Annotated in this window: 14 protein-coding genes; 7 read left to right on the forward strand and 7 right to left on the reverse strand. The window is 62.9% G+C overall.

The features are described 5' to 3' along the window. Positions 1–13: 13 nt before the first annotated feature. The 3 genes from parC (at position 14) to IEV75_RS02615 (ending at position 4,066) form a co-directional block, all read left to right on the forward strand. Positions 14–2,266: a DNA topoisomerase IV subunit A gene (parC, locus tag IEV75_RS02605; RefSeq protein ID WP_188450998.1), complete on the forward strand. Its 2,253-nt coding sequence runs from the start codon at positions 14–16 to the stop codon at positions 2,264–2,266. 221 nt (positions 2,267–2,487) lie between these two features. Then, positions 2,488–3,036, forward strand: a complete 549-nt coding sequence (locus IEV75_RS02610; protein ID WP_188450999.1) for a LemA family protein — start codon at positions 2,488–2,490, stop codon at positions 3,034–3,036. Between the two features lie 25 nt (positions 3,037–3,061). Then, positions 3,062–4,066, forward strand: coding sequence for a M48 family metallopeptidase (locus tag IEV75_RS02615; protein WP_188451000.1), 1,005 nt, complete (start codon positions 3,062–3,064; stop codon positions 4,064–4,066). On the opposite strand, the gene IEV75_RS02620 is transcribed toward IEV75_RS02615, so the two are convergent. From IEV75_RS02620 to IEV75_RS02645, 6 genes are all read right to left on the reverse strand, one after another. After that, on the reverse strand, positions 4,063–5,166 hold the full coding sequence (locus IEV75_RS02620) for an AI-2E family transporter (RefSeq protein WP_188451001.1): 1,104 nt from the start codon (positions 5,164–5,166) through the stop codon (positions 4,063–4,065). The genes IEV75_RS02615 and IEV75_RS02620 overlap by 4 nt on opposite strands. After that, positions 5,159–6,733 carry a TRAP transporter large permease gene (locus IEV75_RS02625; RefSeq protein ID WP_188451002.1) on the reverse strand — a complete coding sequence of 525 codons (1,575 nt, stop codon included), beginning with the start codon at positions 6,731–6,733 and terminating at the stop codon, positions 5,159–5,161. Before IEV75_RS02625 ends, IEV75_RS02620 begins: the two co-directional genes overlap by 8 nt. Further along, positions 6,734–7,510, reverse strand: coding sequence for a TRAP transporter small permease subunit (locus tag IEV75_RS02630; protein WP_188451003.1), 777 nt, complete (start codon positions 7,508–7,510; stop codon positions 6,734–6,736). Positions 7,511–7,782: 272 nt separating this feature from the next. Continuing rightward, the gene (locus IEV75_RS02635; RefSeq protein ID WP_188451004.1) at positions 7,783–8,898 is read right to left on the reverse strand and encodes a TRAP transporter substrate-binding protein; all 1,116 of its coding nucleotides are present in this window, start codon (positions 8,896–8,898) and stop codon (positions 7,783–7,785) included. An 84-nt stretch (positions 8,899–8,982) separates the two neighbouring features. Beyond that, a complete protein-coding gene (locus IEV75_RS02640) occupies positions 8,983–9,711 on the reverse strand; it encodes an arginyltransferase (RefSeq protein WP_188451005.1) in 729 nt (242 codons plus the stop codon). 99 nt (positions 9,712–9,810) lie between these two features. Then, on the reverse strand, positions 9,811–10,707 hold the full coding sequence (locus IEV75_RS02645; RefSeq protein WP_188451006.1) for a flagellar motor protein MotB: 897 nt from the start codon (positions 10,705–10,707) through the stop codon (positions 9,811–9,813). A gap of 84 nt (positions 10,708–10,791) precedes the next feature. Between IEV75_RS02645 and IEV75_RS02650 the strand changes: the two genes are divergently transcribed. The 4 genes from IEV75_RS02650 to IEV75_RS02665 are packed head-to-tail and all read left to right on the forward strand — an operon-like array spanning position 10,792 to position 13,393. Further along, a complete protein-coding gene (locus IEV75_RS02650) occupies positions 10,792–11,262 on the forward strand; it encodes a flavin reductase family protein (RefSeq protein WP_188451007.1) in 471 nt (156 codons plus the stop codon). A gap of 20 nt (positions 11,263–11,282) precedes the next feature. Then, complete coding sequence (locus IEV75_RS02655) at positions 11,283–12,143, forward strand: NAD(P)-dependent oxidoreductase (RefSeq protein WP_188451008.1); 861 nt, start codon at positions 11,283–11,285, stop codon at positions 12,141–12,143. After that, complete coding sequence (locus tag IEV75_RS02660) at positions 12,140–12,772, forward strand: trimeric intracellular cation channel family protein (protein WP_188451009.1); 633 nt, start codon at positions 12,140–12,142, stop codon at positions 12,770–12,772. Before IEV75_RS02655 ends, IEV75_RS02660 begins: the two co-directional genes overlap by 4 nt. Positions 12,773–12,775: 3 nt before the next feature. Continuing rightward, positions 12,776–13,393 (forward strand): Shedu anti-phage system protein SduA domain-containing protein, encoded by a 618-nt coding sequence (locus IEV75_RS02665; RefSeq protein WP_188451010.1) that lies wholly within the window; start codon positions 12,776–12,778, stop codon positions 13,391–13,393. A gap of 5 nt (positions 13,394–13,398) precedes the next feature. Here the strand turns inward: IEV75_RS02665 and hemB are convergent, their stop codons facing one another. Then, positions 13,399–14,382, reverse strand: coding sequence for a porphobilinogen synthase (hemB, locus tag IEV75_RS02670; protein WP_188451011.1), 984 nt, complete (start codon positions 14,380–14,382; stop codon positions 13,399–13,401). Between the last annotated feature and the right edge of the window lie 8 nt (positions 14,383–14,390).

A 14,390-nucleotide genomic window follows, 5' to 3' on the forward strand; every position in this document is an offset into this window, starting at 1 on the left:
ACAGAGGCGAGGCATGGGACACGAACCGGTTGGAGAGGCAGGGCGCATTTTCCCTGAGCGCTTCGAGGATGCTCTGTCCTCGCGCTATCTCGCCTATGCGCTTTCCACCATCACCCAGCGCGCACTGCCCGATGCCCGTGACGGGCTGAAGCCCGTTCATCGGCGGCTGCTGCACGCGATGCGCCTTCTAAAGCTTGATCCCGACGCCGCATTCAAGAAGTCCGCGCGCGTGGTCGGCGATGTGATCGGTAAATACCACCCGCATGGCGACCAGTCCGTCTATGATGCGCTGGTGCGCCTGGCGCAGGACTTTGCCGCACGCTACCCGCTGATTGAGGGTCAGGGCAATTTCGGCAATGTGGACGGCGATAGCGCGGCGGCCATGCGCTATACCGAGGCGCGCCTGACCGAAGCGGCACGCCTGCTGCTGGCCGACATGGACGAGGACACGGTTGATTTCCGCAAGACCTATGACGGGTCGGAGGAAGAACCGGTCGTGCTGCCGGGTGCCTTTCCGAACCTGCTCGCCAATGGCGCGACGGGGATCGCGGTCGGCATGGCGACCAGCATTCCGCCCCATAATGCCGCCGAGATCTGCGATGCCGCCCGTCATCTGATCGCAAAACCGGACGCAGAGGTGCGTGCGCTGGCCAAATTCGTCAAAGGGCCGGACTTTCCCACGGGCGGCATCTGTGTGGAGCCAGCCGCCTCGATCCTGGAAGCCTACGAAACGGGCAGGGGCGGGTTTCGCCTGCGCGCCAAATGGGAGGTGGAGGATCAGGGCCGCGGCACCTGGCGCATCGTCGTCACGGAGATTCCCTATCTGGTCCAGAAAGCGCGCCTTGTGGAGCGCATCGCCAGCCTGATGGAGGCCAAGAAGCTGCCGCTTCTGGCCGATGTGATGGATGAAAGCGCGGAGGATGTCCGCCTCGTGCTGGAGCCGCGCGCGCGCACGGTTGATCCGGCCGTGCTGATGGAATCCATGTTCCGCGCGACCGATCTGGAAGTGCGCTTTCCCCTGAACCTCAACGTGCTGGACCCGAAGGGCGCGCCGCGCGTGATGAGCCTGAAAGAGGTCTTGCAGATATGGCTGGACCATCGCCGCGAAGTGGTGGTGCGCCGGGCCACACGGCGTCTGGCGCAGGTCGAAGACCGGCTCGAAGTGCTGGCGGGCTATATCATCTGCTTCCTCAATCTGGACCGGGTGATCGCCATCATCCGCGAAAGCGATGAGCCCAAGCCTGAGCTGATGGCCGAGTTCCAGCTGTCCGAGCGGCAGGCCGAGGCGATCCTCAATATGCGCCTGCGCTCCTTGCGAAAGCTGGAGGAGATGGAACTGCGCGCGGAGTCCGAACGGCTGGATGGCGAGCGGGCCGAGTTGAAGGCGCTGCTGGCCAGCGACGAGCAGCAATGGGCGAAGGTCGATGGCGAGATTGCTGCCGTGCGCGAGAGCTTCGGCCCCCGCACGCCTTTGGGCCGCCGCCGCACCCATTTTGCCGATGCGCCGGCTGATGATCTGGCGGACCGCGTGGAGGAAGCGCTGGTGGTGCGCGAGCCGGTCACGGTCGTGCTTTCCGAAAAGGGCTGGATCCGGGCTCTCAAGGGCCATGTCGACGACCTTTCGGCCTTGAAGCACAAGGATGGCGACGAGACGGCCTTCGCGGTGCGCTGCGAGACGACAGACAAGCTGTTGCTATTTGCCACCGATGGCCGGGTGTTCACGCTGGATGCCTCGAAACTGCCCGGCGGGCGCGGCTTTGGCGAGCCGGTGCGCCTGCAGATCGATCTCGATGAAAGTTCAGCCCCGCTGGCGCTCGTGAAGCACGATCCGGCCCGCAAGCTGCTGATTGCGTCGAGCTCCGGCCATGGCTTCGTTGTGCCGGAAGCTGAACTGCCGGCGATCAAGCGCGCGGGCCGCCAGCTGGTAAATCTGGTCGAAGGCGCCGAAGTGATCGTTGTGACAGAAGCCAGCGGCGACCATGCCGCCGTGATCGGAGAGAACCGCAAGCTGCTCGTCTTCGCGCTGGAGGAAATCCCGGAAATGACGCGCGGAAAGGGCGTGCGCCTGCTCGGCGGCAAGGGCGGGGAGGTCAGCGATGTCACGGTGTTTGCCGCTGAAGAGGGCTTGACCTGGACCGACGGAGCAGGGCGCAAGCATCCGGTGGAAGACTGGAAGCTCTTCCTCGGCAAGCGCGCACAGGCAGGCCGTCTGGCGCCCAAGGGCTTTTCCCGCGCTGGCCGTTTTGCGCCGAGAGGGCAGGTTTAGGGATCTCACTGAAACCCCGGAACCGCGAAGCGGTATCCGGGGCCTCTCTCCGCTTCTCCTGCAACAGGTCCCGGCTCGCGCTACGCTTGGCCGGGATTTCAGGGGAGAGGGCGAAACACTCCCTCTACGCCCTGACGCCCAACACCCTTGGCGGAAAGCCCGCTTGCGTTTAATCATCACAGGCTCAAGCCCTGCCAACTCCTCACGGGAAGGATAATTCCATGGAATTTGTCATCATCCTCGTCATCCTTGCCGTTATCGGCCTTGCCATCATCCTCATCTACAACCGCCTCGTGGCGCTGCGTCAGACGACCAATCAGGCCTGGGGCGATATCGATGTGCAGATGAAGCAGCGCTATGATCTGGTGCCCAACCTCGTCGAGACGGTGAAGGGCTATGCCAGCCATGAGAAAGAAACGCTGGAAAACGTCATCAAGGCGCGCCAGCAGGCCATTGATGCCACGGGCCTGAAAGACCTCGCTGCCGCCGAAAACATGCTGACGGGCGCCCTGCGCCAGCTTTTCGCGCTGTCGGAAGCCTATCCGGACCTGAAAGCCAACCAGAATTTCCTGTCACTGCAGCGTGAGCTGGCCGACCTTGAAAACAAGATCGCCGCCGCCCGCCGCTTCTTCAACAACGCGGTGTCCGAATACAATACGGCCATCGAGCAGTTTCCGGCTGTGGTGCTGGCTGGCCCGTTCGGCTTCAAGTCCCGCGAGTTCTTCGAGATTGCCGCATCCGAGCGCGCTGCGCCGTCGGTGAAGTTCTAGGAATAGGTGCGGGCGGAGGCCTGTCATGCTCGCAGCGACCGGCCTTCGCAGCCATATCTGGAACAATAACCTCAAATCCATCCTGCTGCTGGCCGGTTTCCCGGTCCTGATCCTCGGCCTCGTCTACGCCATGACGGCGCTGTTCTTCGCCTGGGGCGAGGGCGAGCAGGCCGATTTCGGCCGCGCCGCCGGTGAAGCGGCCTACGCCATGCCGATGGTAACGCCCTGGGTACTGCTGGGCGTCGCCATCTGGTTCGGTATTGCGTGGTTGTCCCATCAGGCGATCATCGATGCCAGCACCGGCGCGAAGAAGGTTTCGCGCAATGATGAGCCGGAACTCTATAATCTACTGGAAAACCTGTGCATTTCACGCGGGTTGACGATGCCCGCCTTGCGGATCATCGAAACACCCGCGCTTAACGCCTATGCGTCCGGCCTGACCGAGAAACAGGCTGCGGTGACGGTCACGCGCGGCCTGATGGAAAAGCTCGATCGCGATGAGCTTGAGGCCGTACTCGCGCACGAGCTGACCCATATCATCAACCGGGATGTGCGCCTTCTGGTCATTTCGATCATCTTTGTCGGCATCATCTCCTTCACCGTGGAGATCATGGTGCGCGGTCTGCTGCATGGTTCGCTGGGGCGGGCAGGCGGCGGACGGCGCGGCTCGGGCGGGAACGCGGGCGTGTTCATACTGGTGGCCATGGCGATGGCCGCTATCGCATGGCTGCTGGCCATGGTGATCCGCTTCACCCTGTCGAGAAAACGCGAATACATGGCTGATGCGGGCGCGGTGGAGCTGACCAAAAACCCGGATGCGATGATCTCGGCCCTGATGAAGGTATCGGGTAATCCGGATGTGGAGGGTGCGCCGGCCGAGGTGCGCCAGATGTTCCTGCATGATCGTTCCAGCGGCTTTGCGGGCATGTTTGCCACCCACCCGCCGATGGACAAGCGCATCGCCGCGCTGGAGCGCTATGCAGGCGGCAACAGGCCCACACCGCGCGCCGGAGCCGTGCCTGCGGTCTAACGCATCCCCAAGAGCGGCGCATAGGCGCGCGCATAGACGTGCCACACGGCACTGAACAGGGCAGCGATCATCGGGCCGATAATGATGCCCATGGCGCCGAACAGGGTCAGGCCGCCCAGCGTCGAGATAAGCACCATGAGATCGCTCATCTTTGCATCCTTGCCGACCAGGCGCGGGCGCAGGAAATTGTCGATATTCATGATCACAATGAAGCCGAACACGCCCAGCACGATGCCGGCGATCATCTGGTCATGAAAGATCAGCCAGGCGGCCGCCGGTCCCCATACCAGTGGCGTGCCGATACCCGGGATGACCGACAAAAGGCCCGCCAGCGCACCCCAGAAGGCTGCGCCGGGCACGCCGGCTATGGCAAGCGCCAGCCCCGTTACCGTGCCCTGGACCAGGCCGATGACCAGCGTGCCCTTGATGGTGGCGCGTATCGTCGACACCGCCCGTCCGGCCAGCAGGATACGGTCGCGCGGACGCAAGGGCAGGAGTTGCAGCGTGGTCGCGGTCATGGCGCGGCCATGCACCAGGAAGAAATAGAGCGCGTACAGGAACACGATCACGTTCAGGAAGATGACCAGCGTGGACCCGGCTGCAGAGGTCATCGCATTGATGAAGACGCGCCCTGCCGTGGAGGCAAAACTGCCGATCTGGCTCGCGATCTCACCCTGATAGCGCACGACCTCCTCGCGCCAGGGGACCCACTCGGGCACCCCGCCGCCGGCGTCCCGCCAGGCAGTGACCTGGTCCTGCACGAAGGGGGTGAGCGACTCGCTGATCTGCAACGCTTCGCGCACGACGATGACGGCGAGGATGCTGAGCGGCACAAGCCCGATAAGGATGACGGACACCATCACCAGAGCGGCGGACACGCGCGGTCGATCTCCCAACCTGGCGGTCAGGCCGTTCTGGGCCGCGGTCAGCATGAGAGCCAGCACGGCGGCCAGGAAGACCGCGCCCAGATAGTCCTTCACCATCCAGACAAAGAGACCGGTCAGCGCCAGCGCCGCAACGACGATCACATAGCGCTGCAGGGCAGCGCGTTCGGCCGGTGTCGGGCCGCCGGAGGAGTCGTCAGGGCGTAGCTCAGCCATAAAGTGCTCGTGGCAGCGCGGTGGCAAGCCACGGCAGGGCCGCGACCAGCGCTATTGCGAAAAGCTGAATGATAACGAAGGGGATAGCGCCGCGATAGATGGCGCCTGTCGGCAAGGAGGGCGGTGCCACGCCGCGCAGATAGAACAGCGCAAACCCGAAGGGCGGGGTGAGGAAGCTGGTCTGCAGGTTCAGCGCCATCAAGACGCCCAGCCAGATCGGGTCCACACCCATCAGGAACAGGATCGGCGCGACAATAGGCACGACCACGAAGGTGATCTCGATGAAATCGAGGAAGAAGCCCAGCACGAACATGATGAGCATTACCACCAGCACCGCGCCGAAGACGCCGCCCGGCACAGATTCCAGCATGGCGCGCACGCTGCCATCACCGCCAAGCTCCCGGAAGACGAGTGCAAACAGCGACGCGCCGATCAGGATCACGAACACCATGGAGGAGATGCGCGCCGTCTGCGTCATCACATCGTCCAGCACGCCGGAGCGGAACAGGCGCACCAGCGCCCAGAGCGTTCCGGCTATGGCGAGGCCTGAAAGGGTGAGGGTGAGAAGGCGTGCACTGCCTTCGACCCCGGCTCGCAGGTTCAGAGCCAGCGCCGCGCCGATCAGGGCAAGCAGGCTTAGCGCGCCGATTGCAACCAGCCAGCGTCCGGCACGCGGATTGGCCGCAGCACCGGCATTGCGGAAACCGGCAAGCAAAGTCGCCCCCAGCGCACCGACACCGGCAGCTTCGGTTGGCGTCGCAAGCCCGGAGAGGATCGAGCCGAGTACCGCTATGATCAGCGCCAGCGGCGGCACCAGGGCCCGAATGATCTTGAAATAGTCGGCGTGAAGCTCCCCTTTCGGGATGGCCGGCGAGGCCTTGGGCCGGGTGACGGCTATGACGATCTGGTAGGCGATATAAGCGCCTACCAGCAGCAGGCCCGGCACCAGCGCGCCGGCAAACAGGTCCCCCACCGTCAGGATGTCCGGTGAGAAAATGCCTTGTTCGCGTTGCGCCCGCGCATAGGCCGAGCCGAGCTGGTCTCCCAGCAGGATCAGCACGATGGATGGCGGGATGATCTGGCCCAGCGTACCGGAAGCGGCAATCGAGCCGCTGGCCAGCGCCGGATCATAACCGCGGCGCAGCATGGTTGGCAGGGACAGAAGCCCCATCGTGACGACCGTTGCCCCGACAATGCCGGTAGAGGCGGCGAGCAGCGCGCCCACGATCACGACCGAAATGCCAAGCCCGCCACGCAGCGATCCGAAGAGTGCGCCCATCGCCTCGAGCAACTCCTCCGCAACGCGGGATTTTTCCAGCATCACGCCCATGAAGACGAAGAGCGGCACGGCCACGAGGATGGATTTGTCCATCTCCATGATGTTGCCATAGATGCGCTGGGGAAAGGCGCGCAGATGGAGCGGGTCAAACGCGTCCAGCGCCAGCCCTATGAGGGCAAAGAGTATCGCCACGCCAGCCAGCGTGAACGCCACGGGAAATCCGCGCAGCAGTGCGGCCACGGCTGTCGCGAACATCAGGAAGGGCAGGGCAACGAGAAGCAGGTCCATCTAGAGCGTCCCCGCCTGGCCGGCTTTGGGCGCCTGTGCCCGCCCGGCAATCGTCAGCGCAGCCTTCGCGGCCATTGAGACCCCTTGCGCGATCATCATGACGGCAAAGACCGGTATGGCTGTCTTCAGGGCAAAGACAAGCGGCAGCCCGTCGCTCTCGCGTGAGCGCTCCATGATCCGCCAAGCGCCGCCTACATAGGAACGCGACGTATCCAGGATCAGCCAGCACATGGGAATCAGAGCCAGGTAGACACCGGCGATATCGGTCCATGCCTTTGCCCGTTCAGACAGGCGCGCGTAGAAGATGTCGACCCGGACATGCCCGCCCGTCAGCAGGGTGATCGCGCTGGAAAGCAGGAAAAGAAGCGCATGCAGATATATGATGCTTTCCTGCAGCTTTGTGATGGAAATGCCGAAAACATAACGCTGAATCACGACAAGACTGGTCACAAGAACCAGTGCGAGCGCAAACCAGCGCGCGGCATCGCCTATCATCCGGCTGATGGCATCAATGACCGCGGCTGTCCGGCCAAGGGCGATAGTGAGAATGACGGGCAGCGGCGCAAAGGCGGCCCACAGCGCCGCGATAAGCGGCAGGATAACCAGAGGGGTCAGACCCCAGCCTGCCCAGCCGAGAACTACGCCCAGCTCACGGCCCGTGGCCGGCAAATCGGATGCGATCCAGGCTTGAATGCTGCCACCGGCCAGCCGGTCGGCGGCCATGACGATGACCGTCAAGGCGATAAGCGTCAGCAGCAGCCAGTCGCCCGCCCGCATCACGAGGTCCTGTCCCCATAAAGGTTCCGGTTGTGGCGCGTGCGGGATTTGGCTTCTGAACAGGAGAGACGTGCGCCGTGGAACCTCCCTCCACAAGAACGGATCGACGCCTTCGTGGGCCAAATCCGCCGCGTCTTGAAAAGATTAGGGCAAGATCGCCCATTATGTCGTCGCATCCCCTTGAAAGAGGACGGCCCTTCCTGCGGGTCTGCTCCTAATACTGAACGATCTTGCGCCATACCACACCGCAAACCCTTTATGAGGACAGGACCTTAACCGCCAAGCACGAGTTCGCGTTTTTGCAGATAGGGTGTCTCGGAGACATTCGCCCATTCGCGAGACCGGCGGCGCGACTGGACATAGCTGTTGTACACGCGGCGGGAGATCGCGTCTGCATTGGCGGCGTTGGCGACGACTTCCTCGCTGACCCGGCCCAGCTCGCGCCATATCTCGTCAGAGAAATTGCGCAGCTGAACGCCGTGCTCCTCGATCAGGGTCTGCAGCGCGATCCCGTTATGGTGCGTGAATTCGGCGATGGAAAGATTATTGGCGGCATGGGCCGCCGCCTTCACGATGGCCTTCTGGTCGGCTGGCAGGCTCTCCCAGACACCCAGATTCATCCCGAGTGCAAGCGACGAACCGGGCTCGTGGAAGCCGGGGCCGTAGTAGAACGGTGCCTCGCGGTAGAAGCCGAATGCGAGATCATTCCACGGGCCAACCCATTCGGTGGCATCAATCGCGCCGGACTGCAGCGCCTGATATATCTCGCCGCCCGACAGTGCGACGGCAGCTCCGCCCAGCGCCCGGATGACATCGCCGCCAAGGCCGGGCATGCGCACGCGCAGGCCCCGGAAATCCTCGAGTGTATTGATCTCGCGCTTGAACCAGCCGCCCATCTGGTGGCCCGAATTGCCGGCCTGGAAGGGCTTGATGTTGAACTGGGCCGAGAGTTCGTCCCACAAGGCCTGACCGCCGCCGAATTCCACCCACGCCATGATTTCCATGGCCGTCATGCCCAGCGGCACCGCACAGAAGAAATTATAGGCCGGAGAGCGGCCCTGCCAGTAATACTCGGCAGCGTGATACATGTCCGCGACGCCGTTTGAAACCGCGTCAAAGACCTCAAACGCGCCGACAATCTCGCCCGCGCCGTAGACCTGTACTTCAAGCTCACCGCCAGACATCTCACCGATCAGGCGTGCCGTGGTATCGGCTGCCGTGCCAAGGCCGGGAAAATTCGCCGGCCATGTGGTGACCATGCGCAGCCGGCGGGTGCGGCGCCGGTTTACGGCTGGCGCGGCGACCTCTCCGGGTGTTTCCTGTGAACATGCCGTTGCTGCCGCTGCGGTGGCAATGGTTGCGCCGCTCAGGAATGTCCTGCGATCCATGTCTGTCTCCCCCGGAAATGCGTTATTGCCGCTATCGGCCCGATTCACCGACGGACCCTTTCCCCTTCAATAGCAGGGTTTAGGCTACTCGCCAGCCTCTAACCGCCGCCAGCCGGCGGGTTCGAGGACCTCCAGAGGCGAATATCGCGCCTTGTAGTCCATTTTCGCGCTGCCCTTGACCCAGTAGCCCAGATAGACGTGCGCGAGGCTGGCGGCTTTTGCCCGCCGCACATGGTCGAGGATCATGAACGCGCCCGGGCTGGACCCCGCGCGGTCCGGATCAAAAAAGCTGTAAATCAGAGAAAACCCGTCCGGGAGCTCATCCACCAGCGCCGCAGCGGCCAGCTGGCCGGCTGGGTCGCGATACTCTGCGATGTGGGTACGTTGCATACCGTCCTCGACCATGCCCACGTAATCAAGGAAATGCATGCCGGCCATGTCGCCATCGCCGTGGCGCGATTCCAGATAGCGGCTCATCAGCGCAAACTGCTCGGTGGTGGCATCCGCCGGGCGGATATCCACCATCAGGCCATCATTGCGCTTCAGTACGCGCCGCTGCGAGCGGGAGAACGTGAACTCGGCGACGGGAATCCGCACCGACTTGCACGCTGAACACCGTTCACAGGCCGGACGGTAGAGGATGGACTGGGAGCGGCGGAACCCGGCATGGGTCAGAGCGTCGTTCAGCCCCGGGCCATCGGCGGGATCCACGCGTGTGAACACCTTGCGCTCGAGCTGCCCCGGCAGATAGGGGCAGGGCGTCGGTGCCGTCAGGAAGAACGGCAATTGGCGCGTGGTGAACGGATGCGTCACGGCAGGTCTGATCCCTCAATCCCGGCGGCGAATCCCCGTCTGGGTTGAAGTCAGTGTAGCGTTACGGCGGGCTGTCCGGAACAGCCGGTTTTCAGGCGCTTACAGCGCACCACCGGGCGGCAGGACCGGCGCTTCGCGCAGCAGGACGATCGACAGGCGGCGATTGCCAGCCATGTAGGGATCATCGGGGAATAGCGGCTCGGCAGACCCCTTGCCACGCACGTCAGAAATCCGGTCATCGGAAATGCCGCGCTCCTGCAGGATGCGCAGGGCCGCATTGGCGCGGGCCGACGACAGCTCCCAGTTGGACGGCGCATCAGGCGGCACGGGAGATGCATCGGTATGCCCGGAAATCGTAATCCGGTTCGGCAGCCGCTCCACGACATCGGCAACGGCACGCAGAAGGACAATGGCCCGTTCATTGGGACGGGTGGCGCCAGCGTCGAACATCGGGCGGCCTTCCTCGTCTATAAGCTGGATGCGCAGGCCTTCGGGCGTCTGATCGATGATCAGGTGACGCGACAGCTCGGCAAGCTCCGGCATTTCCTGCAGGGCCTGACGCAGCGACATCTCGGCGCTTTCAAACTCCGCCTGCTCACGCCGCGCCAGCGCGCTGGTCAGCGCGTCGCGTGCCACGTCGCGCGGGCTGCCTTCACCATCGTCGGGCGTTTCGTCTGATCCGGATCCAGGCGCATGTGACGTCGGATTGCGCTCCAGAAAGGCCATATCCGGGCTGGAGACGCCTTCGTCGCCCCGCGGCGGCATCAGGCGCAAGGGCGCCGAGCCGGTATTGTCGGTGCTGACGGTGGAGGGGGAGAAATAGTCCGCCACGCCGCGCAACTGTTCCTGATCGACCGAGTTGATCAGCCACATCAGCAGGAAGAAGGCCATCATCGCCGTGACGAAATCTGCATAGGCCACTTTCCAAGCGCCGCCATGATGACCATGTCCGGCTTTCTTGATTTTCTTGATGATGATCGGTTGACCGGACGCCATATCCCACCCGCACGCTTGTTGTTGTATCGCCAAGCTACACGAACAGGGTTAAGGGCGGGTTGAAGCGCTGTATGGAGGCACATTTTGGAAACTGCACGCGCTTTTCGCGATGCTCTCGGCTGTTACCCAACCGGCGTGGCCCTGGTCACGGTTCTGGAGAACGGCCGCGCGCGGGCTCTCACAATAAACTCCTTTGCCTCCGTCTCGCTGGAACCGCCGCTGGTTCTGTGGTCGCTGGACAGGGGGAGCCTGCGCTACGACCAGTTTTCTTCAGCACCGCGCTTCGCGATCAACGTGCTGGGAGCCGATCAGGAAGCGCTGGCGCTGGCCTGCGCGCGCGATGATGATCTGGGACGGGTAGGCGGACAGTGGGCGGAAGGTGAAACCGGCGTGCCGCTGGTCAGGGACGCGATCGCCCGGTTCGAGTGTACGCTGGACGCCGTGCACGAGGGCGGCGACCACATCATCATCGTTGGACGGGTAGCCGCGTTCGACCGGCCCCGCACAGCGCCCGCCCTTGTGTTCCACCGGTCAGTGTTTGCAGCGGCGCATTAGCGCCTCGGGAGAAAGAATTCATGACAATTGCCGCCTTTCTCGGACTGGGCGTGATGGGCTATCCGATGGCCGGGCATCTGAAAGCGGCCGGCCATGATGTGCGTGTCTGGAACCGGACCGGCGCCAAGACGAAGGCCTGGGCTGACCAACATGGCGGCACGCCCTCAGCCAGCCCGCAGGATGCGGCCGGGGGGGCGGATATCGTGTTCATGTGCCTGGGTGACGACCCGGATGTACGCGCCATCGCACTGCCTTTGCTGGAACATATGAAACCCGGCGCAGTGCTCGTCGATCACACCACGGCGTCGGCACAGCTCGCGCGCGAACTTCACGAGGCGGCGTCAGCGAAGGGTATCGGCTTTGTCGATGCGCCGGTATCGGGCGGACAGGCGGGCGCGGAAAATGGCCAGCTTTCCATCATGTGCGGCGGCGATGCGGATGTGTTTGCGAAAGCCGAGCCTGTGATGCAGGCCTATGCCAAGGCCATTGTCCATGCCGGGCCGGCGGGGGCAGGCCAGCTGACCAAGATGGTCAACCAGATCTGCATTGCCGGGCTGGTGCAGGGATTGTCCGAAGGCATTCACTTCGCGCAGGCCGCCGGGCTGGACGTGGAAACCGTCATCCGCGCGGTCTCCAAGGGCGCGGCGCAAAGCTGGCAGATGGAAAATCGCTGGCAGACAATGGAGCAGGGCAAATTCGATTTTGGCTTTGCGGTCGAATGGATGCGCAAGGATCTTCGTATTGCACTTGAAGAGGCGCGCGCCAATGGCGCCAAATTGCCCGTTACCGCACTCGTCGACCAGTTCTACGCGGAAGTGGAAGCCATGGGTGGCAAGCGCTGGGATACGTCCAGCCTGATTGCGCGGCTTACCTCAGAATGAGCGTCGAGCTCCTCTTCTCCATTCTCGACCATGCAGGCGTGTTCCTGTTCGCCGTGTCGGGCGGGATCATCGCCGCGCGCAACCGGCTGGACCCTTTTGGCGCAGCCATTCTGGGTGCAGTCACGGGCATGGGCGGCGGCACGCTGCGCGACATGATCCTCGGCAGCCTGCCGGTCTACTGGGTCAATGCGCCGGAATATCTCGCCCTGGCGCTGATTGGCGGCGTGGCCGGCTATTACGGCTCCGCCCTCGTTACGTCTGGCAAGGGCATCCGCATGAGAGCGCTGGTCTGGGCTGATGCAGCGGGTTTGAGTGTCTTTTGTGTGATCGGCGCGCAAGCGGGTCTCGCCGCCGGGGCGCACTGGTCCATCGCGGCCCTGACCGGCGTGATGAGCGCGGCCTTTGGTGGGCTGCTGCGCGATATCATCGTCAACGAGGTGCCGCTGATCCTGCGCGCAGAGATTTATGCGCTCGCGGCACTGGCGGGTGCCTCCGCCTACATCATAGCCATCCAGCTGGGCGTGATGACCAGTATTGCGGCCATTGGCGCGGCTTTGCTGGCGTTCGTGATACGCGGCGCGTCGGTCCAGTTCGGCTGGTCACTGCCGCCGATTGGGCGGGTGGAGTGAGTAATGTTTGGTCCGTTCGACACACGTATTCCTTTTGGAGAGATTGGCGCTACCGCTGATCGTTTCGAAGAAGTTCTAGAAGGCGCGAAAAGCGAGCGTCCCATCCAGAGGTTTTTTACACAGAGTCCGTGGGTTTTGGCGGCTATGCACCCGCATGGAAACGAGGTTTTCCCTGAATTTCGCTTTGGGTCGTCTTACAGAGCAGATTTCGTGGTTTTGGAAGAAAGCTCAGCTGGTACTTTCGTGGAACTGGTTGAGCTGGAGTCGCCGGTTGCTTCCCTAGTGACAAAAGACGGTCAGTTCGCAAAGTCAGTACGCAAAGCTCTGACCCAAGTCGGAGATTGGCATGATTGGCTAGTCCGCAATCCGGGGACACTGACGGACAGCATCGACAGAGGCGGCCTAGGTATTGACGAGTTGGGTGCTGTAATGAAAACAGTCTACGTGGGCCGGAGGTCAATGATTTCTGAGAAATTCAATGAGTTGAGGCAGCGAGAATTCAGATATTCAGGAGTTCAGATCGTCACTTACGACCGAATTCTCAGCTGGCTTCGTAAGCGAGCTGAAGATGATCAGCGAATATCTGGTATATATCGCGATATAAAGCCCGTTTTCGACTAAAGCAGCTACTCCCCCAATATCTCCGCTGCCACTGGCGCGAAATAGGTGAGGATTCCGTCCGCGCCGGCACGCTTGAAGCAAGTCAGCGTCTCCATCATCACCCGCTCGCCATCGATCCAGCCGTTTTGCGCCGCCGCCATGATCATCGCGTACTCCCCGGACACCTGGAAGGCATAGGTCGGCACGCCGAACGCCTCCTTCACGCGGGTAACGATATCGAGATAGGGCAGGCCGGGCTTGACCATCACCATGTCGGCGCCTTCCTCGATATCCATGGCGACCTCGCGCAGGGCCTCATCGGTATTGGCCGGGTCCATCTGATAGGTCTTCTTGTCTCCTTGAAGCTTTGCCGAGCCGATGGCCGAGCGATAAGGCCCATAGAAGCCGGAGGCGTATTTCGCCGCGTAGGACAGGATCAGCGTATCGGTATGGCCGGACTCCTCCAGCGCACCCCGGATCGCGCCGATGCGGCCATCCATCATGTCGGACGGGGCCAGCACATCACAGCCCGCCTCAACCTGCGCCAGGCCCTGCTGGACCAGCAGATCGACGGTGGCGTCATTGAGGATGACGCCGTCCTCCATCACCCCGTCATGGCCATGATCGGTAAAGGGGTCGAGCGCTACATCGCAGATTATGCCCACTTCCGGCGCAGCATCCTTCATCGCCTTGACCGCCCGCATGACGAGGCCATCGCGATTGAGCGCTTCGGTACCGGCATTGTCCTTCAGGGAAGGGTCGATATGCGGAAATACGGCAATCGCGGGGATGCCGAGGTCACGCGCACGCTTCGCGGCTTTCGCCGCTTCGGCGACGCTCATGCGCACCGTGCCGGGCATGGCCTCGACCGGCTCGATAGGATCGGCGCTGTCTGATACGACAATCGTCCAGATAAGGTCATGCGGGGTCAAATGGGTCTCGCGGACCAGATCGCGGATCCAGGGCTGGCTGCGCGTGCGCCGCAGGCGGGTATTGGGAAACAGGGCCATTTCGTCTA

The organism is Glycocaulis albus (genome assembly GCF_014639075.1).
GTDB lineage: Bacteria > Pseudomonadota > Alphaproteobacteria > Caulobacterales > Maricaulaceae > Glycocaulis > Glycocaulis albus.